The sequence below is a fragment of the Actinomadura macra NBRC 14102 genome, assembly GCF_001552215.1.
Classification (GTDB): domain Bacteria; phylum Actinomycetota; class Actinomycetes; order Streptosporangiales; family Streptosporangiaceae; genus Spirillospora; species Spirillospora macra.
Genome location: NZ_BCQT01000027.1, coordinates 38,345 through 63,996 on the forward strand (window position 1 = coordinate 38,345; position 25,652 = coordinate 63,996).

At 71.7% G+C, this 25,652-nt stretch carries 23 protein-coding genes and 1 riboswitch; of the genes, 12 read left to right on the forward strand and 11 right to left on the reverse strand.

The window, feature by feature from the left end:
* Window positions 1–69 precede the first annotated feature (69 nt).
* Window positions 70–927 (forward strand): NAD(P)H-binding protein, encoded by an 858-nt coding sequence (locus AMA02S_RS36130; RefSeq protein ID WP_067468282.1) that lies wholly within the window; start codon window positions 70–72, stop codon window positions 925–927.
* Complete coding sequence (locus AMA02S_RS36135; protein WP_067468285.1) at window positions 924–1,427, forward strand: anthrone oxygenase family protein; 504 nt, start codon at window positions 924–926, stop codon at window positions 1,425–1,427. The genes AMA02S_RS36130 and AMA02S_RS36135 overlap by 4 nt, the downstream gene beginning before the upstream one ends.
* A gap of 18 nt (window positions 1,428–1,445) precedes the next feature.
* On the opposite strand, the gene AMA02S_RS42505 is transcribed toward AMA02S_RS36135, so the two are convergent.
* From AMA02S_RS42505 to AMA02S_RS36155, 4 genes are all read right to left on the reverse strand, one after another.
* Window positions 1,446–2,891 carry a nickel/cobalt transporter gene (locus AMA02S_RS42505; protein WP_169806956.1) on the reverse strand — a complete coding sequence of 482 codons (1,446 nt, stop codon included), beginning with the start codon at window positions 2,889–2,891 and terminating at the stop codon, window positions 1,446–1,448.
* Window positions 2,888–4,213, reverse strand: a complete 1,326-nt coding sequence (locus AMA02S_RS43115) for a tetratricopeptide repeat protein (RefSeq protein WP_169806957.1) — start codon at window positions 4,211–4,213, stop codon at window positions 2,888–2,890. Before AMA02S_RS43115 ends, AMA02S_RS42505 begins: the two co-directional genes overlap by 4 nt.
* A 94-nt stretch (window positions 4,214–4,307) precedes the next feature.
* Window positions 4,308–5,810 (reverse strand): DUF4331 domain-containing protein, encoded by a 1,503-nt coding sequence (locus AMA02S_RS36150; protein ID WP_067468288.1) that lies wholly within the window; start codon window positions 5,808–5,810, stop codon window positions 4,308–4,310.
* Window positions 5,811–5,964: 154 nt separating this feature from the next.
* Window positions 5,965–6,531 carry an RNA polymerase sigma factor gene (locus AMA02S_RS36155; RefSeq protein WP_067468289.1) on the reverse strand — a complete coding sequence of 189 codons (567 nt, stop codon included), beginning with the start codon at window positions 6,529–6,531 and terminating at the stop codon, window positions 5,965–5,967.
* A gap of 208 nt (window positions 6,532–6,739) precedes the next feature.
* On the opposite strand from AMA02S_RS36155, the gene AMA02S_RS36160 reads away from it, so the two are divergent.
* Both AMA02S_RS36160 and AMA02S_RS36165 read left to right on the forward strand, forming a co-directional pair.
* Window positions 6,740–7,576: a metallophosphoesterase family protein gene (locus tag AMA02S_RS36160; protein WP_067468292.1), complete on the forward strand. Its 837-nt coding sequence runs from the start codon at window positions 6,740–6,742 to the stop codon at window positions 7,574–7,576.
* Window positions 7,573–8,211: a 4'-phosphopantetheinyl transferase family protein gene (locus AMA02S_RS36165; protein ID WP_067468295.1), complete on the forward strand. Its 639-nt coding sequence runs from the start codon at window positions 7,573–7,575 to the stop codon at window positions 8,209–8,211. Before AMA02S_RS36160 ends, AMA02S_RS36165 begins: the two co-directional genes overlap by 4 nt.
* Here the strand turns inward: AMA02S_RS36165 and AMA02S_RS36170 are convergent.
* The 3 genes from AMA02S_RS36170 to AMA02S_RS36180 all read right to left on the reverse strand — a co-directional run bounded on the left by AMA02S_RS36170 (window position 8,208) and on the right by AMA02S_RS36180 (window position 11,405).
* The gene (locus AMA02S_RS36170; RefSeq protein WP_067468298.1) at window positions 8,208–8,795 is read right to left on the reverse strand and encodes a TetR/AcrR family transcriptional regulator; all 588 of its coding nucleotides are present in this window, start codon (window positions 8,793–8,795) and stop codon (window positions 8,208–8,210) included. The genes AMA02S_RS36165 and AMA02S_RS36170 overlap by 4 nt on opposite strands.
* 151 nt (window positions 8,796–8,946) lie before the next feature.
* The gene (gene thiC / locus AMA02S_RS36175) at window positions 8,947–10,680 is read right to left on the reverse strand and encodes a phosphomethylpyrimidine synthase ThiC (protein WP_067468300.1); all 1,734 of its coding nucleotides are present in this window, start codon (window positions 10,678–10,680) and stop codon (window positions 8,947–8,949) included.
* Window positions 10,675–10,788: riboswitch (TPP riboswitch) on the reverse strand. It overlaps the preceding gene by 6 nt.
* Before the next feature lie 83 nt (window positions 10,789–10,871).
* On the reverse strand, window positions 10,872–11,405 hold the full coding sequence (locus AMA02S_RS36180; RefSeq protein ID WP_067468303.1) for an AAA family ATPase: 534 nt from the start codon (window positions 11,403–11,405) through the stop codon (window positions 10,872–10,874).
* Between the two features lie 228 nt (window positions 11,406–11,633).
* Between AMA02S_RS36180 and AMA02S_RS36185 the strand changes: the two genes are divergently transcribed.
* Window positions 11,634–12,806 (forward strand): sensor histidine kinase, encoded by a 1,173-nt coding sequence (locus AMA02S_RS36185; RefSeq protein WP_169806958.1) that lies wholly within the window; start codon window positions 11,634–11,636, stop codon window positions 12,804–12,806.
* Here the strand turns inward: AMA02S_RS36185 and AMA02S_RS36190 are convergent.
* Complete coding sequence (locus tag AMA02S_RS36190; protein ID WP_067468309.1) at window positions 12,793–13,320, reverse strand: NUDIX hydrolase; 528 nt, start codon at window positions 13,318–13,320, stop codon at window positions 12,793–12,795. The two genes, AMA02S_RS36185 and AMA02S_RS36190, sit on opposite strands and share 14 nt — an antisense overlap.
* A gap of 80 nt (window positions 13,321–13,400) precedes the next feature.
* Between AMA02S_RS36190 and clsA the strand changes: the two genes are divergently transcribed.
* Both clsA and AMA02S_RS36200 read left to right on the forward strand, forming a co-directional pair.
* Complete coding sequence (gene clsA, locus AMA02S_RS36195; protein ID WP_157431070.1) at window positions 13,401–14,102, forward strand: cardiolipin synthase ClsA; 702 nt, start codon at window positions 13,401–13,403, stop codon at window positions 14,100–14,102.
* Window positions 14,103–14,111: 9 nt separating this feature from the next.
* On the forward strand, window positions 14,112–16,610 hold the full coding sequence (locus tag AMA02S_RS36200; protein ID WP_067468312.1) for a mannose-1-phosphate guanyltransferase: 2,499 nt from the start codon (window positions 14,112–14,114) through the stop codon (window positions 16,608–16,610).
* 304 nt (window positions 16,611–16,914) lie between these two features.
* On the opposite strand, the gene AMA02S_RS36205 is transcribed toward AMA02S_RS36200, so the two are convergent.
* From AMA02S_RS36205 to AMA02S_RS36215, 3 genes are all read right to left on the reverse strand, one after another.
* On the reverse strand, window positions 16,915–18,336 hold the full coding sequence (locus AMA02S_RS36205) for an aminotransferase class V-fold PLP-dependent enzyme (RefSeq protein WP_218005241.1): 1,422 nt from the start codon (window positions 18,334–18,336) through the stop codon (window positions 16,915–16,917).
* Window positions 18,337–18,432: 96 nt separating this feature from the next.
* Entirely contained in the window at window positions 18,433–20,208 is a 1,776-nt protein-coding gene (locus AMA02S_RS43700; protein ID WP_067468318.1) for an ABC transporter ATP-binding protein, read from the reverse strand.
* A 229-nt stretch (window positions 20,209–20,437) separates the two neighbouring features.
* Window positions 20,438–21,778, reverse strand: a complete 1,341-nt coding sequence (locus tag AMA02S_RS36215; RefSeq protein ID WP_067468321.1) for an aminotransferase-like domain-containing protein — start codon at window positions 21,776–21,778, stop codon at window positions 20,438–20,440.
* 117 nt (window positions 21,779–21,895) lie between these two features.
* Here AMA02S_RS36215 and AMA02S_RS36220 point away from each other — a divergent pair, with 117 nt between their 5' ends.
* The 5 genes from AMA02S_RS36220 to AMA02S_RS36240 all read left to right on the forward strand — a co-directional run bounded on the left by AMA02S_RS36220 (window position 21,896) and on the right by AMA02S_RS36240 (window position 25,622).
* The gene (locus AMA02S_RS36220; RefSeq protein ID WP_245667984.1) at window positions 21,896–22,519 is read left to right on the forward strand and encodes a LysE family translocator; all 624 of its coding nucleotides are present in this window, start codon (window positions 21,896–21,898) and stop codon (window positions 22,517–22,519) included.
* 243 nt (window positions 22,520–22,762) lie between these two features.
* Window positions 22,763–23,590 (forward strand): DUF881 domain-containing protein, encoded by an 828-nt coding sequence (locus AMA02S_RS36225; protein WP_067468326.1) that lies wholly within the window; start codon window positions 22,763–22,765, stop codon window positions 23,588–23,590.
* A 28-nt stretch (window positions 23,591–23,618) separates the two neighbouring features.
* Window positions 23,619–23,951, forward strand: coding sequence for a small basic family protein (locus AMA02S_RS36230; protein WP_067468329.1), 333 nt, complete (start codon window positions 23,619–23,621; stop codon window positions 23,949–23,951).
* On the forward strand, window positions 23,948–24,775 hold the full coding sequence (locus tag AMA02S_RS36235) for a DUF881 domain-containing protein (RefSeq protein ID WP_067468332.1): 828 nt from the start codon (window positions 23,948–23,950) through the stop codon (window positions 24,773–24,775). Before AMA02S_RS36230 ends, AMA02S_RS36235 begins: the two co-directional genes overlap by 4 nt.
* A 310-nt stretch (window positions 24,776–25,085) precedes the next feature.
* On the forward strand, window positions 25,086–25,622 hold the full coding sequence (locus AMA02S_RS36240) for an FHA domain-containing protein (protein WP_067468335.1): 537 nt from the start codon (window positions 25,086–25,088) through the stop codon (window positions 25,620–25,622).
* Window positions 25,623–25,652 lie beyond the last annotated feature (30 nt).

Below are 25,652 nucleotides of genomic sequence, written 5' to 3' on the forward strand. Positions count from 1 at the left end.
GACGCTCGCGTATGCGACCAAGCCTCTCAACGATGGTCGCTGAAGTCGTCCGTCGGTTGACTTGAGGGCATGACGGACAACGAGAACATCACGGAGCACGGCCTCACCCTCGTCCTCGGCGGCACCGGCAAGACAGGCCGGCGGGTCGTCGAGCGGCTGGAGGCCCTGGACGTCCCGGTACGGATGGGCTCCCGATCGGCCGATCCGGCCTTCGACTGGGAGGACAAGGCGACCTGGACGGCGGTCCTGCGGGGCGTCGAGCGGGTCTACCTCGTCTACTATCCCGACCTCGCCGTCCCCGGTGCGCCCGGAGCCATCCGCGCGTTCACCGCCGCGGCGGTGGATGCGGGGGTCCGGCGGGTGGTCCTGCTCTCCGGCCGCGGCGAGGACGAGGCGCGGGCCTGCGAGCGGATCGTCCAGGGCTCGGGCCTGGACTGGACGATCGTCCGGTCCAGCTGGTTCGCGCAGAACTTCAGCGAGGACTACCTGCTGGAGCCCGTCCGGGCGGGCGAGGTCGCGCTGCCCGCCGGGGACGTGCCCGAGCCTTTCGTCCACCTGGACGACGTCGCCGACGTGGCGGTCGCGGCGCTCACCGAGGACGGGCACACCGGCGAGGTCTACGAGGTGACCGGCCCCCGGGCGCTCACCTTCGCCGAGGCGGTCGCCGAGATCGGCCGCGCGGCCGGACGCGAGATCGCCTTCGTCCCGGTCGGGGCACGGGACTACGCCACCGCCCTCGCCGGGCACGGGATGCCCGCCGACATCGTGGAGTTCCTGATCTACCTGTTCACGACGGTCCTCGACGGCCGTAACACCCCCACCACCGACGGCGTTCGGCGGGCCCTCGGGCGGGAGCCCCGGGATTTTGTCGACTACGCCCGCGAGACCGCCACCAGCGGCATCTGGAAGGAACTGGACCAGTCATGAAGTTCTCCCTCACGGTCGCCTCGGCGGCCCTGTCGATCCTGATGGCCGCCGGAATGGCGGGTGCGTTCTTCGGCTTCTCCACCGGGGTGATGCCGGGACTGAACGCCGCCAGGCCGTCCTCGGCGATCAACGCCATGCAGGCCATCAACCAGAAGATCCAGAACCCGGTGTTCGTCGGGGCGTTCCTCCTCCTGCCCGTCGTGGCGGTGGCCGCGGGGATCCTGTTGCTGACGCTCGGCCAGAGGTCCGCCGCGCTGCTGTTCTTCGCCGCTGCGGCGGTCTACTTCGCGGGTGCGCTGCTGCCGAGCTTCGCGGTGAACATCCCGATGAACAACGACCTGGACGCGGTCCGGATCCCGTCCGACGCCGCCGACGCCGCGAAGGTCTGGTCGGACTACTCCGGGCGCTGGACGGCCTGGAACACCGCCCGCGCCGTGTTCAGCTGGGCGAGCCTCCTTCTGATGAGCGTCGGCGCCTATGTCTGGGGCAGGAACGGCTGATCGTGCGGAGCCCTGGTGTCACGCGAGCAGCGGCGCCAGGCTTCGCGCGGTGAGGCCCACCCCGAGCAGCACCACCAGCGACGCCGTCCCGACCGGCAGGAGGCGCGGCGCCCCCAGCGTTCGCAGTGAGGGCAGCCGCTGGACCAGCAGCCGCCCTGATCCGGTGACGAGGAGCCCGACCGACATGAGCATCACCGCCAGTCCCGCGCCGTACGCGAGCACGAGCAGGACGCCGAACCAGGCGTGCCCGAGCGCATGGGCGCCGAGCAGCACCACGATGGCGGACGGGCTGGGCATCAACCCCCCGGCGAACCCGACCAGGACCATCCCACGCCTCGCACTCCCATGACCGTGCCCATGCCCATGTCCGTGCCCGTGCCCGTGCCCATGTCCGTGCCCGTGCCCATGTCCGTGCCCATGCCCGTGCCCGTGCCCGTGCCCATGCCCGTGCCCATGTCCGTGCCCGTGCCCATGGCCGTGTTCATGATGGTGGACCCGGCGCAGGGCGCGTCTCAGGAGCGTGACGCCGGCCAGCGCGACGAGGAACCCCGCCGCCGCGCCGAGCCAGGGGAACACCTGCGGTGCGGCGACGGACGAACCGGACGCGATCAGCAGCCCCAGCGCGAGGACCCCCGCGGTGTGCGTGACGGTGACGGTCAGGCCGAGGGTGAGCACGTCCCGCCGCGACCGGCGGCCGTGCCCGGCGGCCTGTGCCGCCATGATCGTCTTCCCGTGGCCCGGGGCCAGCGCGTGGGCCGCTCCCAGGACCATGGCGAGGAGCAACGCGAACAGGGCGAACCCGAAGCTCAGGTCATGGCGCGCGACGAGTCCGGTGAAGGCGCGCGTGAGCCCATCGGCACCGCGCGGCAGTATCCGGTCCGCGGCGGCGCCGGGCGCGGGCGCGGCCAGCGGGGGGCCGCCCGCGCGCACCTCCGCCGTCGCCGCACGCTGGTCGAGCGGTGATCCCAGGGTGTCTTCCGGATAGCGGGTGAGTCGCGCCGTCCGGGAGTCGCGGGGGGCGTCGGAGGAGGTCAGCGTCATGCGGTCACCCGCCGCCGTCACCTCGTGCCAGCCGGCGCGGTCTCCGGCGCCGGTGTCACGGAAGCCGAGCCGGGCACCCTCGAATGGCGCGGTGATCGTGCACTCCAGCCGCAGCGTCCGCAGCCCCGCCTGACCCGGGTGCGCGACCGCCGAGGACGAGCGGACCGTCGCCGTAACGGCGCGCCCGTCCGCGGTGATCTGGAACGCCGCGGCCGAACGCGCGCACTCGCGCCCGGCCCAGCTGCGCAGGTCCGTGCCGTCCTGGAGCACCTGCGCCGTCGGGATCTCGGCCAGGTCCTGGACGTGGTCGATGCGCAGCTCGTGCGGCGCCACGACGAGCCCGTCATAGCGGTTGACCGAGAAGTTGCCGAGCGGGTGCGCGGCGGACGCGGCGGCGCCGGCCGCGAGCAGCAGCGCGATCACGCGGCACCGCCGAGGTCCGCCAGCGCCGCCCAGGCGCGGGGGGCGTGCAGCGGGGAGAAGTGCGGGTTGAGGCGCAGTGCCGCCGACAGGTCGCGCCGCGCGTCGGCCCGCTTCCCGAGGGATCGTTCGATCATGCCGCGGTGGTACTGGAACGTGGCGTTGCGGTATCCGGTCGCGGCGGCCTCGCGGGCGTAGCGGAGCGCCTCCTCGTCGCGCCCGTTGGCATGGAGCGCCCAGGCGAGGGCGTCGGCGACGTGGACGCTGTGACGGCGCGCCCACTCGGCCTGCGCCGCGCGCAGCGCCGCCGCACGGTCGCCGTGGTCGGCGTTGAACAGCGCCGTCTCCAGGTCGGGCGTGACCCCGTTCGCCTTGGCGAGGGCGCCCCACGCGGCGGCGACCGCGTACTGCCTGGCCGCCTCGTCCCGGCGTCCGGCCGACTCGTGCAGCTCGCCGAGCCAGGTCAGCCGCGCGGGCAGCGGCGTCCGGCCGACCAGGGCCTGCTGGTCGCGCAGCGCCCCGGGCACGTCACCGGTCGCCGCGCGCACACGCGCCCGCCCGTCGAGCGCGCCAAGGTCGGTGGGGTCGGCCTGGAGCGCCGCCGCGAACTCGCGTCCGGCGGTGCGCGTGTCGCCCCGGTTCCAGGCCAGCTCACCGAGCTGTGTCCGGACGTAGGCGACGTCGCCCCGGTCGGTGGCCGAGGACGCCGCCAGCTGCAGCACGCGCCGGGCCTCGCCCGTCTGTCCGAAGAGCTCGCGGACGTAGGCGAGCCGCGTGAAGACGGGGATGCCGGGCTTGGTCGCGTCGGCGTGCTCGGCCGCCTTCCGTGCGTCCTTGTAGCGGCCCAGCTCCACTAGCGCGTCCACCCGGACCGCCAGCGCGCGCGCGCCGTAGGCGTTGATGTCCAGGGCTCGGTCGGCCTCCGCCAGCGCTGTGGGGAAGTCGTGTCTTGCCGCGGCCAGCGCGGCGAGCCCCGCGTGGGCCGTGTCGTTGTCCCGCGGGCGAAGCCCCATGGACCTGCCGAGGGCGTCCGCCGCCTTCGGGTAGTAGGACGGGTCGGCGGTGAGCCGCGCCCGTTCCACATAGGCCAGCCCCAGCGCCGCCCAGCCGGACGCGTCACGCGGCTGGTCGCGCAGGTGCCGCTGCAACCGGTCGACCGAGCCGCTCAGCGTCGCCGCGGGCGCGCGGGCGGCGCTCGCCGCGAACGAGGCGTCGGAGGTGCTCGGCGGGCGCTCCACCCGGATCGTCGCGGCGAGCGTGAAGCCGGTGATCATCGCCGCGATCAGGCCCGCCATCAGCAGGCGCCGTGCGAGTACGTGTGCCATGGAAGATCCTTCGTGCGGGCGGGGCGGCCCGACCGCGCCGGGGCAGGGGCGCGGCCGGACCGGGATCGGGTGTGGCCGATGTGCCGAGGACGGCTCAGAGGATGGGCCCACGGCGTCGCCGGAACCACAGGGCGCCGCCCCCGACGAGGAACGCCGCGCCCACACCCAGGGCCAGGACGGGCACGACCGGAACGCGCTCGCCGGTCGGCTCGTTGGCCGACGCCGGCGTGGCCTTCAGGTTGGAGCTCCTCTTGCCGAGCGTCTCCCTGCGGTCACCGCGCTGTACGGCGGAGCCGGACGTCGGCAGCGCGACGTAGGGGAACGCGCTCTCCAGCTTGACGTCGTTGGCGTCCACACTGTCGCCGAGGTCGTTCTTCTTGCCGAGCAGCTCACCCTCGACGACCTGCAACGAGATGTCGATGGCGTCGTCGGTCAGCCGGCGGCCGTTGGGATATCCGGCGTTGTCGCCGTCCAGCACGCCGAGCCGTTTGGGCTTCGCGGTGGGCGGGATCGAGGTGTTGAGCCGCATCAGCTCCGCCGGCCGGACGTTCGGCGGCTGGTTGAGCTTCGGCACGCCGGTCAGGAAGACCTGCACGAGGTCGTTGCGCGGCGCGGCCGGCGCTGCGATCTTGTAGATGCCCTGGATCAGCTTCGGCAACTCCGGGTCCGTCACGTTCGGCGCGAACTGCGCGTCATGCCACGGCACCGAGGCGTTGAACTTGTCCTTGTCCTTGAGCGGGTTGACGACCTCGTTCACCAGCGGCATCCCCAGCCTCGACACCTGCACCCAGTCGCCCGACGCGCTCTTGCGCTGCACTGCCGAGTACACGCCGACGATCGGCTGGCCCGGCTTGACCAGGGCCTTCGTCGGGATCTGCAGGGCCACCGACTGCACGTTGTAGCCGCGCAGCGTGTCGTTGCCGACCTCCTTGAGGTTCCCGCCGTACAGCAGGTCGAAGACGCGCAGGTCCAGGAAGAACGGGTCGTCGGCCTGCCCGGCGAACACCTGCGCCCCGCTCGACAGCGTCTTGACCGCCTGCTCCCGCAGCGTCCGGTAGTTGGGCATCGACGCCCGGCCGACGTTGGACGGCGCGACCGGCACGTGGGTCGCCAGCGTCCGGGTGGCGACCACCGCACCGGCCTTGCGGTGGATCAGCTTCAGGTCGTAGGTCTGCCGGAAGTTGAGGTTCGGGTCGACGAGGCTCTTCACCGGGCCGGTGTTGTAGAGGAACGTGTTCGGGTTCTGGAGGGAGTCCTTGAACTCGAACCGGTAGGTGAACTCCGGGAGCGAGTCGCCGTCGTTGTCGACGTTGATCTCGTACCGCGCGTCGTGGGCGAACTTGTAGAAGTTCGGGCCGCCGGCCGGCTCCTCGAACGGCAGGAAGTTGGCCACCAGCGTCGTCGTGTCCGGCTTGTCGGGGCTGACGAACGCGTAGACGTCGGTGTTGTCGTACTGCGGCTGCCCGGAGATGAGCGGGGCCTCGCGGTGGCTGGACGCGGTGGCGGCGCCGGGCCCGGAGCCGGCCAGGCCCGCCGCCGCGAGCGCGGCACCCGCCGTGAACAGCGCGGCGGCTTTGAGGTGGAACGATCGTGACATCGTTGGGTCCTTCTCGCGAGCCAGGCGGTGCCTCGTCCGGCACCGCTGATGTCACGCCTTCGTCGCCCTCTCCGGCCGCGGATTGGGTCATGACCGGATGGGGACAACATCCCAACGTTTTGAGCTTTTCCGGCGTCTCAGGCGTACTCCGCGCTCAGGGGAGCAGGCCCTCGCGTTCCAGGCGGCGGCCTAACTGGGCGAGGGCGCTGCGTATGCGGGACTTGGCCGTCCCCTCCGGGATCCCCAGGGCCGCGGCCACCTCCCGGTAGGTCAGCCCTCGGTAGTAGGCGAGTTCCAGAGCGTCGCGCATCGGCACGGGAAGCGACTTCAGCGACTCCTTCACCCGGCTCGCGAGCTCTCCGGCGAGCACCGCCTCGTCGGCCCCGCCCGCGGCGGGCGCGGGTTCGGGCTCGGGCAGCGGACGCCGGCGCCGGGCCTCGCGGCGCACCCAGTCGACCGCGCGGCGGTGCGCGAGCGTCGCGATCCACCCGCGCAGCGAGCCGCGTCGGGGGTCGAAGGCCAGTGGGCGCTCCCACAGGCCGGTGAACACCTCCTGCGTGACGTCGCGGGCCGCCTCCCGGTCGCCCGTGACCCGCCGCGCGAGCCCGTGCACCAGCGGCGCGTACAGGTCGTAGATCTCGCCGAGCGCCTGCTCGTCGCCCGCCGCGAGCCGGGCCCGCAGATCCTCGTCACCGGCGGGCGCCGGCCGGGGCGCGTCCACCGAACCACCACCCGTCCTTGACCGGCTCGCCGTGAATTGTCTCACCCGTGTGAGGGGCCGTGAATGACCTTCGTTCGGGACGGTCCAGCGTCTGAGGTGCGGCGCAGGTCCGGCGCCCGGATGGCCTTGTCCGGCCAAGCCGGTCGCCGGCGTGCCCCGCGTCCGGCGGACGCGGCGGTCCGTGCTCCGGGCAGCCTACGATCATTGGATGAGCGGTCTGTACGGCATCAGCGACCTGCACGTGGGATTTCCCGACAACCGCGCGTTCGTGGAGGGACTCCGGCCCGCGTCCGACGGCGACTGGCTCATCGTGGCCGGGGACGTCGGCGAGCGCTTCTCCGATGTCGAGTGGACGCTGCGGACCCTGGCCGGGCGTTTCGGCACGGTCGTCTGGGTGCCCGGCAACCACGAGCTGTGGACGACGAAGGACGATCCGGTAAGCCTGCGCGGCGAGGCACGCTACCGGCGGCTCGTCGAGATGTGCCGCGGCCTGGGCGTGCTGACGCCCGAGGACCCGTACCCGGTGTGGGAGGGCGAGGGCGGGCCGGTGACCGTCGCGCCCCTGTTCGTCCTCTACGACTACACGTTTCGGCCGGACGGCGCGTCCAACAAGGAGGAGGCCCTCAAGCTCGCGCGGGATGCCGGGATCGTGTGCACGGACGAGGTCTACCTGTACCCCGATCCGTACCCCACGCGGGACGCCTGGTGCGACGCGCGGATCGCCTACACCGAGCGCCGGCTCAAGGAGTTGCCGTCCGGCACTAGAACGGTCCTTGTCAACCACTGGCCGCTCATCCGCGAACCCACGCGTGTCCTCTGGTATCCGGAGTTCGCCCAATGGTGCGGCAGCGAGCGCACCGCCGACTGGCACGTCCGGTTCGGCGCCGTCTCCGTCGTGTACGGGCACCTGCACATCCCGCGCACGATCTGGGCCGACGGCGTGCCGCACGTCGAGGTCTCCGTCGGCTACCCGCGCGAATGGCGCAAGCGCGACACCGCGCCCGGAGGGCCCCGTCCCGTCCTGCTCGCGCGGGAGGACGCGTGATCGAACGGATCGTGCCGGCGGGCGTGGTCACGTCCGCCGCCTACGCCGACCCGCCCGAGGCCGTTCTGCTCCCCGAGGAGGAGCCGGCGGTCGCGCGTGCCGTCGACAAGCGCCGCCGGGAGTTCACCACGGTCCGCTGGTGCGCGCGCGAGGCGCTCGCCGGGCTGGGGATGCCGCCCGTCCCGATCACGCGGGGCGAGAAGGGCGCGCCGCGATGGCCCGAGGGCGTGGTCGGCAGCATGACGCACTGTGACGGTTACCGGGCCGCCGCCGTCGCCCGGGCCGCGGATGTCGCCGCGCTCGGGATCGACGCCGAGCCGCACGGCCCGCTGCCCGACGGCGTCCTTGACGCCATCGCCCGCGAGGAGGAGGCCCCGCTGCTGGAGGGGCTGCGCCGCGCATCCCCGGACGTGCACTGGGACCGGTTACTCTTCTGCGCCAAGGAGGCCGTCTACAAGGCGTGGTTCCCGACGGCACGCCGCTGGCTCGGCTTCGAGGACGCCTCTCTCGTCCTCGACCCGGCCGGTACGTTCACCGCGGAAATACTCGTCCCCGATGCGCCGTTCGCCGGTTTCGCCGGCCGTTGGACGACCGCCGACGGGCTGATCGCCGCCGCGATCACCGTCCCCGCCTAGCGCCCGCCGGGGTGCAGGCCGGCGGCGGCCAGCGCGAGCAGGCGGTTCGCGGTGGCGGCGTCGTCCTCGGTGGCCATCGCGATGGCGTTGGCCAGCCGGAGCACGTCGTTGAACTCGGCGCCCGCCGGGACCTCACCTGCCTTCTGCGCACGGGCGAACAACTCCTCGCCGCCGGTGCGCATCGCATGGCAGGCCGGGAAGAGTTCGGACCGCTCGTCCTTAAGCGTGACCATGACCGAGGCCGGCATCCCGCGGAACGCGGTGACCTGAGCGATGAAGGCGCGCAGCCAGGTCATCAGCGCCTCGCCCGGCTCGGGCGCCGTCAGCAGGTCGCGGGCGCGGGCGGCGAGGTCGTCGTAGACGCCGGCGAGCATGGCCTCCAGGAGGTCCTGCCGGGTGGGGAAGTGCCGGTAGAGGGTGCCGATCCCGACGCCGGCCAGCCGGGCGACGCCCTCCAGGGAGGCGTCGGCGCCGTCGCGCAGGAACATCTCCCGGGCTGCGGCGAGCAGGCGCGCGCGGTTGCGGCGGACGTCGGCGCGCTCGGGCCGGGCGGCGGGGGCCCGCGGTGTGTCGTCGGTGGTCACCTGGTCCTTCGGTCCTTCCTGGCGGGGGACGCGGACGCGTGGTTTGGAACGGTCCCCCGATAGTAGCGGGGATGCGCCGCGATCTCCGCAGGCCGGGAAGCCGCAAGCCCGCCGCGGGGTCGGGCATCCGCGGCGGGCTTGGGACGGGCGGTCAGGAACCGCCAGGTGCCATCGGCAGGTAGACGCGGCCGCCGGCGGCCTTGAACTCGTCCGCCTTCTCTCGCATTCCGGCGGACAGCGCCTCGTCCGTGCCCATGCCGTGCTCGTCGGCGTACCGGCGGACGTCCTGCGTGATCTTCATGGAGCAGAAGTGCGGCCCGCACATCGAGCAGAAGTGCGCGGTCTTCGCCGGGGCCGCCGGGAGCGTCTCGTCATGGAACGCACGGGCCGTCTCCGGGTCGAGGGAGAGGTTGAACTGGTCCTCCCACCGGAAGTCGAACCGCGCCTCCGAGAGCGCGTCGTCCCATGCCTGCGCGCCGGCATGGCCCTTCGCCAGGTCGGCGGCGTGGGCAGCGATCTTGTAGGCGATCACGCCGGCCTTGACATCGTCGCGGTCCGGCAGGCCGAGGTGCTCCTTCGGCGTGACGTAGCAGAGCATCGCGGTGCCGTACCAGCCGATCATCGCCGCCCCGATCGCCGAGGTGATGTGGTCGTAGCCGGGTGCGATGTCGGTGGTCAGCGGTCCGAGCGTGTAGAACGGCGCCTCGTCGCACCATTCCCGCTGGAGGTCGACGTTCTCCTTGATCTTGTGCATGGGGACGTGCCCGGGGCCCTCGTTCATCACCTGGTTGCCGAACTCGGCGGCGATCCGCGTCAGCTCGCCCTGCGTGCGCAACTCGGCGAACTGCGCCTCGTCATTGGCGTCGGCGATCGAACCCGGCCGCAGCCCGTCGCCGAGAGACCAGGTGATGTCGTAGGCGGCGAAGATCTCGCAGAGCTCGCGGAAACGCGTGTAGAGGAAGTTCTCCTCGTGGTGCGCCAGGCACCACGCCGCCATGATCGACCCGCCCCGCGACACGATCCCGGTCTTGCGGCGCGCCGTCAGCGGCACGTACGGCAGCAGCACCCCGGCGTGGACGGTCATGTAGTCCACGCCCTGCTCGGCCTGCTCGATGACCGTGTCGCGGAAGATCTCGAACGTCAGCTCGGCGGGGTCGCCGCCGACCTTCTCCACGGCCTGGTACAGCGGAACCGTCCCGACCGGGACGGGCGAGTTCCGCAGGATCCACTCCCGCGTGGTGTGGATGTCGCGGCCCGTCGACAGGTCCATGATCGTGTCCGCGCCCCACCGCGTCGCCCACGTCATCTTCTCCACCTCGTCCTCGATCGACGAGGCGACGGCCGAGTTGCCGATGTTCGCGTTCACCTTCACCAGGAAGTTCGAGCCGATGATCATCGGCTCGATCTCGGGATGGTTGACGTTGGCGGGCAGCACGGCCCGCCCGGCCGCGAGCTCGTCCCGGACGAACTCCGGTGCCACACCCTCGCGCAGCGCCACGAACTCCATCTCGGGCGTGATCTCCCCGCGCTGGGCGTAGGCGCGCTGGGTCACCGCCCCTCCCGATGCTCGGCGCGGCCGTCTCGGCGGGAACGCCGCCCGGTCGCGCAGCGGGTCACCGGAGCGGCGCCCGTCGTCCTCGGGCCGCACCGCCCGCCCCTCGTAGGCGACGGTGTCGCCGCGCTCGGCTATCCACGCGTCCCGCAACGCGGGCAGCCCTCGGCGCACGTCCGTCTCATGTGACGGGTCGGTGTACGGCCCCGACGTGTCGTACAGGACGACGGCGTCGCCGTTGGTCAGCGGCACCTCCCGCATGGGCACACGCAGGTCAGGTCTCGAACCCTGGAGGAACGTCTTGCGGGCAGCGGAAACCACAGTTTCGGTCATACGACTCGATCTCTCCCTACGCCGGCATTACCCGGTCAGGTTCCAGCGGTCAGCAGCCGTCCCAGCCGCTATCTCAGCCCGGTTCGCCGGGCCCCCGCGATCTGTCGTGCCCGACCGTAACCCGCCGCACCCCCATTGCCGCAACCGTCGCCCATGGGGTAAGGGCCCGCCATTCCCGAAGATCTTCGAAATCACAAGGCCCAGGAGTCCGGCTCGCGCGCCCGCATCAGGATTTCGTCCACCGTCTCCTGAGGCGTCTGGTCGGACGTGTCGAGCCACAGGCCGATGCGGGGCGTCTCCGTCCGTAGTCCCTTGTCGAGCAGGTCGATCGTCCACGCGTCGTAGGCGTCCTTGCCTCTGGCCTCTTCGCGGGCCGCGACCGCCTCCGGCCGCGGGGCGAGGACCACGACGAACAGTGGCCGTCCCTCGATGAGATCGGCCATCTCGGAAAGGTGCTCGCCGAGGACGACGTCCTGCGCGACCACGGTGAACCCCTCACGGAAGTAGGCGTCGCACGTGCGGGCCGTCAGCCGGTGCCGCAGGCGGAGCTGCCGAACGGCCTCATCGGACGGATCCGGAGTCATGTCCGCCCGCCCGCCCACCACCATCCGTCGGAAGACATCGCCCCGCACATGCACCGAGCGGGGGAGCCGCTCCGCGAGCACCTGCGCGACGGTCGACTTCCCGGACGCCTGGATTCCGGTGATGAGGAAGATCCCCTTCATGGGGTACCTCCCGCGATCGTGCCGAGAATCTGCTGTGGCGTGCTCCTGTTAGGGGCCGACGGTTCGCGATGCACATCGGCGACGGTACCGGTGACGAGCAGGTGCTGGCCGCGAACCCCCAGCAGATGACCAGGAGGAAGGGTGAGCCCGCCGAGCATTCCGAGGATGGCCTGCGCCCGCGGACAGGGGCGGGTGCAGGAGAGGGATCCGGTCGGGGAGGATGGGGGCGTGGTGACGGTCCCCCGGGTGAGCGGTCAGGTCAGGGACGCGCTGGCGGCGACGGTGCTCGCCGGGTGCGCGGCGGTCGCGGCGACGATATGGCCCGAGATGCGTTCGCTGGACGCGCTGGGCGTCCTCCTTCTGGTCAGCGTGCACGCCCCGCTGGCAGTGCTGCGGCGGTGGCCGGGCAGGGCGTTGGCGGTCCTGGTCGTCCTGGCGCTGCCGTATCACCTGCTGCAGTACCAGCATCACGCGCTGGTACCCGCCGAGGTGATCGCCCTGTTCGGGTACGCGGTGCTCGGACGGCGGGTCCGGGTCGTGCTCAGCGTGGTCGTGCTCTTGCTGCTGACGTGCGTGGTCGGGATGGCGATGCGCGCGGGCGGCAGCAGCGTCCGGGAGCAGATCGCGGTGATCGAGGGCGTCGTCGCGATCGCCATCGCCGTGCAGGTGTGGCGGAGCCACCGTGCCCGCGTCGCGGCGATCACCGAGCGGGCCGAGCGGGCGGAGCGGACGCGGGACGAGGAGGCGCGACGGCGCGTCGCCGAGGAACGGCTCCGGATCGCACGGGACCTGCACGACCTCCTCGCGCACAGCATCACCGTGATCGGCGTGCAGGCCGGCGCGGCGGCGCACCTCGTCCGCGGGGATCGTCCCATGGACCGCGCGGAGCTCGGCGAGGCGCTGGCCTCGATCGCCGCCACCTGCCGGGACGCGCGGACGGAATTGCGCGGGACCCTCCAGGTCCTGCGGGGCACCGACGACGGGCCGCGGGAGGTCCTGCCGGGCGTCCAGGGGATCGCCGATCTCGTGGAGGCGGCGCGCGCGGCGGGCCTCACCGTCACGCTGGACGACGGCGGGATCGGGACGCTGCCGCCGGAGGTGGGCGTCGCCGCCTACCGGATCGTCCAGGAGGCGCTGACCAACGTTGTCAAGCACGCCGCCGCCAGCACCGTCGCGGTCGACCTGACCCGGGACGCGGGCGGGCTCGTCGTCCGGGTCGCCGACGACGGGCGCGGGACGGCAGGGGGAGCACCGGAGGGGTTCGGGGTGCTCGGGATGATCGAGCGGGCGCGCAGCGTCGGCGGGACCCTGGACGCAGGCGTCCGGGACGGCGGCGGGTTCGCCGTCACCGCCTTCCTGCCCGTCGCGGATGCGGATGTGGAGTCCGTCACCCCCCGCTGAGGCCGTGCAGGAAGAGCAGCCCACAAAGGCTGGACGCCGACCCGACCTCGCCGCGGGCGGCCAGGTCCGGGACGTCCGCCAGCGGAACCCACTCGATACGTTCCGCTTCCACGTCGGTGGGCTCGCCGATCCGCTCGGCTCCGTCCGCCCGGTAGATGTGGTGAATACCGTCGTGAACGCCGGGTGACGGCGGAATCTCCAGGATGCGGCGCAGCGGCCCCGCACGGTGGCCGGTCTCCTCGACGAGCTCGCGTGCGGCCGCCTCGGCGGAGTCCTCGCCGTCCTCGACCCGCCCGCCCGGGATCTCCCAGCCCCAGCGGTCGGTGATGAAGCGGTGCCGCCAGATGAGCAGTGCCCGTGAGCGGCCGTCGACCGCGATGACGCCCGCGGCGGGACGCACCCGCAGGAGATGGTGGTCGAGGCGCCGACCGTCGGGGAGCTCGACGTCGGCCAGCCGCACGTTCATCCAGGGGCTGTCGTAGATCGACCTTTCCCCGTGCACAGTCCATCGCATGCCCTGGACGCTATCGGGGGCTTTCCAACCCTTACCGGTAGGGTCAGGATCAAGGGGGACGCAGGGAGGCGAGCTCGTCGGTGAGTGCTGTGGCGGGACAAGACCGGATCTTGACGGTGCCCAACGTCCTGAGCCTGGCGCGGCTCCTGGGCGTCCCGCTGTTCCTGTGGCTCGTCCTGATCGAGGCGGACTGGTGGGCGCTCGGCCTGCTGGTGTTCGCCGGACTCTCGGACTGGCTGGACGGGAAGCTGGCGCGCGCGCTGAACCAGACCAGCAAGCTCGGCATGGTGCTCGACCCGGCCGCGGACCGCCTCTACATCTTCGCCACGCTCGTCGGCCTCACGATCCGCGACATCATCCCGCTGTGGCTGGTGGTCCTGCTGGTCGCCCGCGAGGTGGCGATCACCCCGATCGCACCGATCGTCCGGCGGCTGGGATACGGGGGGACGCTCCCCGTCCATTTCATCGGCAAGGCGGCCACGCTCTGCCTGCTGTACGCCTTCCCGCTGCTGCTGCTGGGAGACCATGACGGCGCAGCGGCGACAACTGCGAAGGTCATCGGTTGGTCCTTCGCCATCTGGGGAACGGCTCTGTATTGGTGGGCGGCCGTCCTCTACTGGACCCAGACGCGGCGACTGGTGCTGGCCGGCCGCGCCGCACCCCCGGCCTCCGCGCCGGTTTCCGCGCCGGACCCGGGCGTACCGCCCGGACCGGCCGCCGTGCCGGACCCGGGGGGACCGCCCGCCGCGGACCCTGCCGGGCGGCGATCAGAAGGGAGCTGAGAACCCCCCATGAAGGCCGTCGTGATGGCGGGGGGCGAGGGGACGCGGCTGCGTCCGATGACCGCCAACCAGCCCAAGCCGCTCCTGCCACTGGTCAACCGGCCGATCATGGAACATGTGCTGCGCCTGCTCAAGCGGCACGGGTTCAGCGAGACCGTCGTCACCGTCCAGTTCCTCGCGGCGCTGATCCGCAATTACTTCGGCGACGGCGAGGAGCTCGGCATGTCGCTGAGCTACGCGACGGAGGAGATCCCGCTCGGCACCGCCGGCAGCGTCAAGAACGCCGAGGAGGCCCTGCGCGACGACCGGTTCCTGGTGATCTCCGGGGACGCCCTCACCGACATCGACCTGACCGACATGGTGCGCTTCCACCAGCGCAACGGCGCCCTGGTCACCATCGGCCTGAAACGCGTCCCGAACCCCCTCGAATTCGGGATCATCATCGTGGACGACGCGGGCCGCGTGCAGCGGTTCCTGGAGAAGCCCACGTGGGGCCAGGTCTTCTCCGACACCGTCAACACCGGCATCTACGTCATGGAGCCGGACGTCCTCGACCACGTCGCGGCGGGCGAGGTCGTCGACTGGTCCGGCGACGTCTTCCCCCGGCTTCTCGCCGACGGCGCGCCGCTGTTCGGATACGTCGCCGACTGCTACTGGGAGGACGTCGGCACCCACGAGAGCTACCTGAAGGCGCAGGCCGACATGCTGTCGGGGCAGGTCGGCATCGACCTCGGCGGGTTCGAGATGTCCCCGGGCGTATGGGTCGCCGAGGGCGCCGAGGTGGACGCCGAGGCCGTGCTGAAGGGCCCGCTCTACATCGGCGACTACGCCAAGGTCGAGGCCGGCGTCGAGCTCCGGGAGTACACCGTCCTCGGGAGCAACGTGGTGGTGAAGGAAGGCGCGTTCCTGCACCGGGCGATCGTCCACGACAACGTGTTCGTCGCACCGTCCACGAACCTTCGCGGCTGCGTGATCGGCAAGAACACCGACATCATGGCCGGCGCCCGCGTCGAGGAGGGCGCCATCGTCGGCGACGAGTGCGTCATCGAGGCGGAGGCGTACGTCTCCAGCGGCGTGAAGGTCTACCCCTTCAAGACGATCGAGGCCGGCGCCGTCGTGAACACCAGCGTGATCTGGGAGTCGCGCGGGCAGCGCAACCTGTTCGGCCCCCGCGGCGTGTCCGGCCTGGTCAACGTGGAGATCACCCCGGAGCTCGCGGTGCGTCTCGCCAGCGCCTACGCGACGACCCTGAAGAAGGGCACCACCGTCGTCACCGGGCGGGACGCCTCGCGTGCCGCCCGCACCCTCAAACGCGCCGTGATCAGCGCGCTGACCGCCAGCGCCATCGACGTTCAGGACCTGGAGGCCACCCCGCTGACCGTCGCCCGCTTCGAGACCGGCCGCGCCGACTGCGTGGGCGGCATCTACATCCGCACCACCCTCGGCGACCCGCAGGGCGTGGACATCATCTTCCTCGACGCGGACGGCGCCGACCTGTCCCAGGCGGCGCAGCGCAAGCTGGAGCGGGTCTTCGGCAGGCAGGAGTACCGGCGCGCGTTCCCCGGCGAGATCGCCGAGCTGACCTACCCTCCCCGCGTCGTGGAGACCTACACCCGCGACCTGCTCCGCCGGGTGGACATCAGCGGCGTACGCGAGGCCGGACTGAAGATCGTTTTGGACTGCGCGGGCGGCACCGCGTCCCTCGTCCTGCCGAACCTTCTCGGCAAGCTCGGGGTGGAGGTCCTGACCCGCAACAACCGGCTGGACGAGGCCAACCCCACCGAGACCCTCGCCGAGCGGATGCGCGACCTGGAACGCCTCGGCGGGCTCGTGTCGTCCTCCCGCGCCGCCTTCGGTGTCCGGTTCGACCCGGTGGGGGAGCGCATCTCCCTCGTGGACGAGAACGGCGAACTGGTCGGCGACGACCGGGCGCTGCTCGTCATGCTCGACCTCGTCGCCGCCGAGCGCCGTGCCGGCCGCGTGGCGCTCCCGGTCACCACGACCCGGGTCGCGGAGCAGGTCTGCCGCTTCCACGGCGTCCAGGTCGAGTGGACCTCCACGTCCCAGGACGTCCTCACCAAGGCCGCCGCCCGGCCTGACGTGATCTTCGCGGGGGACGGGCGCGGCGGTTTTCTGATGCCCGAGTTCAGCGGCACCGTCGACGGTATCGCCGCGTTCATCCGTCTCGTCGGCCTCGTCGCGAGGACCCGCCTGACGCTCTCCCAGATCGACCGCCGGATCCCCGACGCGCACCTCCTCCGCCGTTCCGTTCCGACCCCCTGGGCGGCGAAGGGCAGCGTGATGCGCCACGTGGTCGAGGCCGCCTCCGCCCGCACCGTCGACACCACCGACGGTGTCCGCGTCGTCGAGGACGACGGCCGCTGGGTCCTCGTGCTCCCCGACCCGGCGGAGGCAGTGACCCATCTGTGGGCCGAGGGGCCCGACGAGGATGCCGCCCAGGAACTCTTGGAGGAATGGGCCACCGTAGTAGAACGCGCGGGCACGTAACCCGCACCGCCGGCGGTCACCCTCCATGACCATTGCCTCACAGCACCTCTTGTCGCCCTGCCCTCAACCCCCACAGTGCCCAGCGGCGAAGCCCCTTGGTGCTCTGTGACCGATCCCCGGAAGTGCCCTGCGGCGAAGCCTCGTGGTGCCCTGTGGCTGATCCCCGCAGTGCCCTGTGGCCAAGGCCTGGCGGTGCCCTGCGGCGAAGCCCCGTGGTGCCCAGTGACCGACCCCCGCGGTGCCTGCGGGCAAGCTCTGCGGTACGCACTGCCAATGCCCGGCTTGTACCGCGTGGTGGAGCCGACTAGCACCGTTCGCGGGGTTTCAGCCCGTCCGGGAAGGGCGCGCTGTCGGCGTAGGTGGCGTCCAGGAACGTGACGAGCCGTTCGACGTCGGCGACGTTCGAGACCAGGCCGAGCGAGGCGCGGATGGCGCCGCCGGTGGGCAGGCCGAGCAAGCCCAGGTAGTCGTCGAGCGTGTGCAAGCTGTGGCTCGCGGTGCTGCGCAGGGCCCGCTCGGAGATCTCGAACGCGCCCTCCCCGGCACCGGGGTTGCAGAAGCAGCCGGTGCGGACGGAGATTCCGGCGGCGGCGGTGTCGCGGGCGATGATCCGCTCGTCCACGATCCGGCCGCGGCGGTCGAGGACGTTGAAGGCGACCGTGCCGCCGCGGCGATGGGTGTCGTCCGGACCGTACAAAAGGATCATGGGTGAGCCGTCGGTGTGGCGCAGGTCGGCGAGGCGGTGCAGGAGCCAGGACGTCAGGCAGCGGACGCGCCGGTGGATGAGGTCCATGCCGATGCCGCCGACCCAGTCGATCCCGAACTGCACGTCCGGGATGGACAGGAAGTTGAGGGTGCCGTCCTCGAACGCCGTCTCGTCGGGAGCCAGGACGTGCCAGCCGCCGAGCGCGCTCACCGCCTGGATCGTCCCGCCGGCGAACCAGGGGCGGTGGAGCCGGGCCAGCGCGGCGCGCCGCGCGACCAGCGCGCCGACGCCGGTCGGGTAGCCGAACACCTTGTACCAGCTCACCGGGACGAAGTCGGCACGGACCTCGCTCAGGTCCAGGCGGTTGGCGGGGACGAACGCCGCCGCGTCCAGCAGCACGTCGTAGCCGTGTTCCTGCGCGAGAGCGACCCAGTCCAGCGGGTGCTGGACGCCGGTGAAGTTGCTCTGCGCCGGGAACACGAACAGGCCCCGGCGCCGTTCGAGCGCGGCGCGCACCTCCGGTTCGGGGACGCGGAGCTCCGGCCGGCGCACCGGAAGGTGGACGACCTGCGCGCCGCGGGCCCTGGCGAACTCCCGGATCCCGTTCACGGAGTTGTGGTTGTCGCCGGTCAGGACGAGCCGCACGCCGCGCCGGAACGGATACGCCTCGCCCACGAGCCGGCACGCCCCGGTGGCGTTCGCCGTGAAGATCACCGCGTACTCGTCCGGCGAGGCGTTGAAGAAGCCGAGGATCGCCGCCCGCGCCTGGTCGACCAGGGCCGTGGACGCGCTGGACGTCGGGTTCTCCGAATGCGGGTTGCCGAAGCACGTGCCGCCCAGCCGTTCGAAGTGCGCACGAAGCTGTGCCTGCGCCGCGACTCCCGCGCCGGTGTAGTCGAGGTAGACCTGGCCCTGCTCGTCCAGATGCCGGTACTCGGTCGCGCGGAGCTCGTCGAGCCGCCCCGTGCTGGCATAGTCAGGATGGACGGCCGGCATTGCGCCGACCCGAAAATCGGACATTGCTACCCCCGAGAGCGAAACCGCCACACGCCCTAGAAGAACGGTCCAAAATCGAATGGTTTCCCGCAAGAGGGCGCACTGTCCTTTTTCGGCCGGTTAGCCTACGTTTGGTGTCCTGCGCGTTAGAACGAGCGCTGTGGCCGCGAGGAACAGCACCGCGAAACCCGCGAGCAAGGCCCAGTCGACGGCGACGGCACGGGAAAAGCTGTCACCGTACGAGGCGAGCAGGGGAGGGCCCAGCGGAGACCGTCCGGACCCCCAGAGTCGTTCCACGCCGAGGCTGTGGCCGAGCCCCTCGAACGCCCAGCGGTTGGACATGGCGTAGCTCAGCCACCGGCCAGGAGCCGCCATCTCCGGCACGGGCAGGATCGCTCCCACGAACAGAACCTGCGGGAAGCACAGCATGGGCAACGCCATCGTCGCCTGCGCCGGATCGGTGACGGCGGCCGATACCAGCAGCCCGAGCGCCAGCGCGGCCAGCGAGCAGAGCAGCAGCGTGACGAACAGCGCCCCGTAGGTCTGCCACCCCGCCGGGGGCAGCCGGTCGAGCGCCCGCAGTACCCCGAGCATCAGCGCGTCCACGACGGCCAGCAACGGCAGCAGGACGGCCACCTTGGCCAGTACATACGGCCCGATCCCCAGCCCTTGCCGCCCTGCCCCTCGCCGCCAGAGCCTCCGCCGGCGCCCCCCGCGCCCGCCCGATGGGCCAAGGGCCTGGGCCCCGTTCGCCGACACGCCGTTGCCTGTCGCCCCGTGGGGGGCGGCCCGGGCTCTCGCCGTTGCGTTGTGGGCTGGAGAGTGGCCTGGCCGTTTCGCCGGTCGCTGGCCGGTGAATCTCTCGCGTCGCAGAACCGGTAGCTCCGTGCATATCTGCAGAAGTCCGTAGGTCAGCCCGAAGAAGAATCCGCCGAAGGCGATCCAGAAGAGGATCATCACCGTCGAGCCGGGGCTCGGTGACGCGGGGGAGAACGCCCCCGGGCGGAACAGGACCGCGAACATCGCCAGCACCATGAGCGGCGACCCGGCGAGCACGGCCAGCGTGAGCCGGTTCCGCGTCAGAAGGTCGATGTTGCGTCTGGTGAGCAGGACCCACTGGGCAAGGGCGCCGATCCCCGGCCCCGCCGCCTCTCTCGGTGCCTCGAAGCGGCCCGTCCAGTCGTGTGCTGCCTCCCCGGTCTCGGCCAGACGCAGGTAGATGTCCTCGATCCCGTCGGTCTGAAACTCCTCCATGGCCTCATCAGGGGAGCCGTAGAACGCCAGCCGCCCGTCCGGCGCCAGGACGGCCACCCGGTCGCACACGGCGACGTCCGGCGGATGGTGCGTGGTGACCACGACCGTCGTCCCGGCGTCGGCGAGGCCGCGCAGCAGCCGCATCAGGTCGGCCGCCGTTCCGGGATCAAGGCCCGAGGTCGGCTCGTCCAGATAGAACACGCGCGGTCTCGTCAGCAGCTCGACCGCGATGCTCGCCCGTTTCCGCTCACCACCGCTGAGCGCGCCCACACGCTGCCCCGCGCGTCCGGTGAGCGCCAGCGCCTCCAGCACCTCGTCCACGGCCTTCTCGGCCTGCTCCTGCGGCGTTCCCGCGGGCAGCCGCAGCCCCGCCGCGTACCGCAGTGTGCGCCGCAGCGGCATCTCCATGTGGACGATGTCGTCCTGCGGGACGTACCCGAGCCCGCCGCCGCCCCCGTCATGATGGATCTCGCCCTCCGCCGGCGGACGCAGGCCCGCGATGGCGTCCAGCAGCGTCGTCTTTCCCGCCCCGCTCCCGCCGATGATCGCGACGAGCTCGCCGCTCCCGATCGTCAGCGACACGTCCCGCAGCGTGCGGCGCCCACCGTCCACCCGCTGCCCGACTCCACGCACCTCGATCATGCCGGCCGCTCCCCCCGGATTCCGCGCCCTCCCCGAGCGCCCGCCCCTCCGAAAACGATGAACGACCCGTCCCCCGAAGTCCAGGCGCCTCGAACATGTGGATAACTTCGAGATCATTTCCCGTGATCGGGCCGGCGGGGGCGACGGCCGCGTCTCCGGTCCGGTTGGTCCCGGTCTGGCAGGGCGTGCTCAGGATCATGTGAGGGGAGCGAAGAGCGGCGGCGGGGGGTTAGTCCACGGCGGCGTCCTCAGGGGTGCCCGCCGCGATCTCGGCCAGGACGGTCAGGGCCCGAGCGAGGGTCTCGGAAGGCGGGGAGGCCAGCCCGAGGCGGACCGCCCGTGGGGCCGCGGCGGATCCGACGACGAACGCGGCGGCAGGGGTGACGGCGAGGCCCCGCCTGCCGGCGGCCGCGACGAAGGTCTCCGCGCGCCAGGGCGCCGGGAGATCCCACCAGCAGAAGTACGAGGACGGATCAGACCGGACGGCGAACCCCGCGAGACGCTCGGCGGCGATCCGCTGGCGGGACGCGGCGTCCGCGCGCTTGACGTGGCCGACGGCCTCGACCGTCCCCTCGGTGATCCAGCCGGACCCCGCTTCCAGCGCGAACCCGGCCGGCGCCCAACCGCCCGACCGCAGCGCGGCGGCGACGCGTCCGGCCAGCGGCGGGGGAACGACCGCGAAGCCAAGGCTCAGCCCGGGCGCGAGACGCTTGGAGAGGCTGTCGATCAGCACTGTGCGCGCCGGGGCGAGGGACGCCAGCGGTGCCGGCCCGTCCGCGAGCATGAACGCCCAGATGCGATCCTCGATCGCGTACAGATCCAGGCGGTGCAGCGTGGCGGCGAGTGCAGCGCGCCGCTGCCAAGGCATCGTCGTCCCGTAGGGATTGTGCAGCGTCGGCTGTACGTAGACGGCGCCAAGAGGTGCCTTCCTGTGCGCGTCCGCGAGGGCGTCGGGGCACAGGCCGTCCTCGTCCATGGGGAGGGGCACCAGTGTGACGCCGAGTCGTGAGGCGATGCCCTTGATCACCGGATAGGTGAGGCTCTCGACCCCGAGCCGCCCACCCGGTGGCACGAGCGCGGCCACCGCGCCGGCGATGGCCTGGCGGCCGTTTCCCGCGAACAGAACGCCCGGCGGCGCCGGTTTCCATCCCGGCGCGTCCAGCAGCGACGCCGCGGCCTCCCGGGCTCGCTCAGTGCCCTTCACACCGATGGGACCGAGTGCCGCGTGCAGGATGTCCGGACGCAGGATGCGTTCCAACCCCGCGGCGAGGAGCGCGCCCTGCTCCGGCACCACGGGGTAGCTGAGTTCGAGATCGACCCGCGCGTCCGAGGGTTCGGCCAGTGCGGGGGACGGCGGTTTCTCCGCCGCCCGGACGAACGTTCCGCGCCCCACCTCGCCGACCACGAGTCCTCGCTTGGCGAGTTCCTGATAGACCCGGCTCGCCGTGGAGGCGGCGATGCCTCTGGCACGGGCGAACGCGCGTTGCGGGGGGAGGCGTTCGCCCGGTCGGAGCCGCCCGGCCCTGATGTCGGCGGCCACCATGTCGGCCACGCGCCGGTAGTCGTCCAAGCACCTGCCCCAATCCCCTAATTGCACCGAGAGCAAAGTTATTATTGCACCGAGATGCTTCGACTTCTACCATCGGTGCGAATCGGAGACAGGAGTGCAATGATTTCGCTCGCCGCCATGACCGGTATCGCCCTCGTGGCCCTCGGGATGGTTCTCTCGCCCGGCCCCAACATGGTCTATCTGGTGTCGAGGTCCGTGACGCAGGGCCGCCGCGCGGGATTCATCTCGCTCGGCGGTGTCGCGGCCGGGTTCGTGGTCTTCGTCGTGGCCGTGACCGCGGGGATCACGACCGTGTTCAGCCTCGTCCCGTCCCTCTACACGGCGATCAAACTGGGCGGAGCGCTCTACCTGCTCTGGCTGGCCTGGCAGGCCGTTCGGCCGGGCGGCCGGTCCGCGTTCGAGGCGAAGGAACTCGCGCCCGACAAGCCGCTCCGGCTGTTCACCATGGGACTCGTGACCAACCTGCTCAACCCGAAGATCGCCATCGTGTACGTGTCGCTGCTGCCTCAGTTCGTCGATCCGGACCGCGGGCACGTGGCCCTGCAGAGCCTCCTGCTGGGACTCACCCAGATCGTCGTCGCGGTGACGGTGAACGCCCTCATCGTCGTCGGCGCCGGTGGCATCGCCGGCTTCCTCACTCGCCGTCCCGCCTGGCAGCGGGTCCAGCGCTACATGATGGGCTCCGTCCTCGCCGCGCTCGCGCTTCACGTCGGCTTCGACCGCTCCCGCGCCGTTGCCTGACCGGCCGATGGCCGCCTGTAGGGCCTTTTCGTCGCTCCTTGCCATGATGGGCCGGTGATCGCACGAGACGACGGACCGGAATCTCCTGAACCGGCTGCCCCAAAAGCGGACGGCAAGAAGCCTGTCAACAGCGCGGCTGAGGCTGGCGGGCCGCGGAGTGCTGGGCCGCGGAGTGCTGGGCCGCGTGCCGGGCAGGGGAGTGCCGGGCCGGGCACGAGGGGATGGCTGAGGCCGGACGCGTCCATGTCCCTGCTGCTCGACCTGTTCGCCGGGAAGCTGCTCGACCCCGGATACGCGGAGGCCGCCGCACGGCGAGGCACCGCCGGGGAGACAACGTCCCGGAAGGGGCGGCTCGGGGGCGGCGGTGTCCTGCTCGTCCTGCTCCTGGTGGGTGTCCTCCTCGCCGTGGCCGGGGCTGAGGTGCGCCGTAGCGAGCCCGTGGCGGCCGAGCGTCGTGCGGGGCTCATCGAGGAGATACATCTCCGCACGGGCGAGACGGACGCCCTCCAGCGCCGTCTCGACCGGCTGCGGACCGAGACCGAGCGCCGGCGCGCCGCCGCTCTGGCGCGCAGCGACGCCGGCCGGCGTGCCCGGCAGCGACTCGCCGAGGCGCGGGCGGCCGCGGCGGGCGCCCCCGCGGCCGGATCCGGCCTGGTCATCACACTGGACGACGCCCCGCACGAGGGGGCCGAGGGCGATGGCGGGCATGGCCCGGCTGCCGGCCGGGTCTATGATCAGGACCTCCAGATGGTGGTGAACGGCCTCTGGGCGGCCGGTGCCCGCGCCATCGGGATCAACGGCCAGCGGATCACGCCGGTGACGGCGATCCGCACCGCCGGCGAGGCGGTCCTCGTCGACTACCGGCCGCTGCGCGCTCCGTACGAGGTGTCCGCGCTGGGCAGGTCCCACGAGCTGAAGGACGCCTTCGCCGGCTCCGACGCGGACCGGTGGCTGCGGCGGCTCCAGGAGCGCTACCGGATCGGCTATGGCATGCGCGCATCGGACCAGGTGCGTCTACCGGCGGCCGCCGGTCTCCGGCTACGGTACGCCGCGCCGCAGGAGGGGCGATGAGGACGAGCGGGGGAGGGGGGACGGAACGGTGATCGCGCTGATCGGGCTGGCGATCGGGGTGACGCTCGGCTTCATGCTGGAGCCGACCGTGCCGCTGTGGCTGCAGCCGTACCTGCCGATCGCCATCGTCGCCGCGTTGGACGCCATGTTCGGCGGGGTCCGGGCCCGGCTTGAGGGGATCTTCGACGAGAAGGTGTTCGTGGTCTCCTTCGTCAGCAACACCATCATCGCCGCGCTGATCGTGTTCCTGGGCGACCAGCTCGGGGTCGGCTCGCAGCTGTCGACCGGCGTCGTGGTCGTCCTCGGCATCCGCATCTTCTCCAACGCGGCGGCCATCCGGCGAAAGCTGTTCGGCGCATGACCGAGTTCGACGAGAGCCCCGAACGCCCGCACGCCGATGGCGACGTTCCGACAAAGAAGGATCGGCCAGAACCGTCCTCTGCATCCCTTGCGGAGCCGGCCGGCGAAGGCGTCCCGGAAAGCGTTGAGAGGCCGTCGGGATTCGCAGTGGTAATGGGGTTGCTGCGGCCCCGCGTTTCGTGGGGGCAACTCGTCGGGGGAGTGCTCTGTCTCGTTCTGGGGTTCGCAGTCGTCGCGCAGGTGCAGACGAACAACCGGGACACGACATTCGCCACGGCGCGCCAAGACGAGCTCGTGGGGATTCTGGCCGATCTGGGGCAGCGATCGGAACGGCTCAGGGGAGACCTGCGCGACCTTGAGGAGACTAAAGCCGGGCTGGAACGTGATGCCGAAGGCGGCACGGCTCTGGAGGAGGCGCGCAAGCGGGCGACCATCTATGGCCTTCTGGCGGGCACGTTGCCCGCCGAGGGGCCCGGAGTGGAGGTGACGATCGATGACCCGAAGCGGGGGATGCGAGCCCTCCACCTGCTGGACGCCTTGCAGGAGTTGCGCGACGCCGGCGCTGAAGTAGTACAGGTCAACGACGTGCGCGCGGGCGTCGACACCTACTTCCTAGACGAGCAGGGCGGCGTGCAGGGCGGCGTGCAGGTGGACGGGAGGCCCCTCCAGGCGCCGTACCGGTTCCTGGCCATCGGCGACCCTCACACGATGACCACGGCGCTCAACATCCCAGGCGGTGTGGTGAAGACACTGCAGGGTGTCGGGGCCGTCGTGTCGATTACCCCGCGCGCGAGGATCGCCGTTCGCGCGATACGGTCGTCCTAGAGGGAGATGGGGAAGCGGTAAACCCGGGGTCCGGCCAGGCGTCGCGATCGGCGGCCGTCCGCGCGGCGGCGTAGACCGGCGATCACCGGCGAATGTAGTTTGGGGCAGTCGGCTCACCGTTCCAGTTGACCCCTCGGGTAATACCCGCGTAAGTTGCGGCGACCGTCGTGTGAGCGGGCGGTGAGATGGACCGTGGTCGGGGGCGGGTCCCCGGCGTGGGTTGGTTGATGGATGCGCGTGGCGCAAGCGGCTTCCGCGGCAGCGGGGCGTCCGCGGGTGGCACGCCGATGGTAGGAGGCCGAGCCGATCGATGCCGAGCGTCTACTGCACGCAGTGCGGTCACGCCAACCCGGATGATGCCCGCTTCTGCTCGAACTGCGGCACTCCGCTGAACCGGAGTTCACCGTCGCCGTTGCCTCCCCGGGAGTCACCCGGCGAGTCCACCTCGACGATCTCCATCGGCGGGTTCGAGGCCCTGGACGGAGACCAGGGCGCCGAGGAGCCGGTCGGGCCCGAGCAGGTCGCCGTGGAGGCGCTGCCCCCCGGGACGGCGCTGCTGGTGGTCAAGCGCGGCCCGAACGCCGGCAGCCGCTTCCTGCTCGACAAGGACCGCACGTCCGCGGGCCGCCACCCCGAGAGCGACATCTTCCTGGACGACGTCACCGTGTCCCGCCGTCACGCCGAGTTCGCCCGACAAGGAGGCGTGTTCTCTGTGCGCGACGTAGGCAGCCTTAACGGCACCTATGTCAACCGGCAGCGGATCGACCAGGCTGGCCTATCCGGCGGCGACGAGGTGCAGATCGGCAAGTTCCGGCTGGTCTTCCTGACCAATCCGCAACACGGCTGACCGGTACCGGGACGGAGCGCCAGCGAGTGG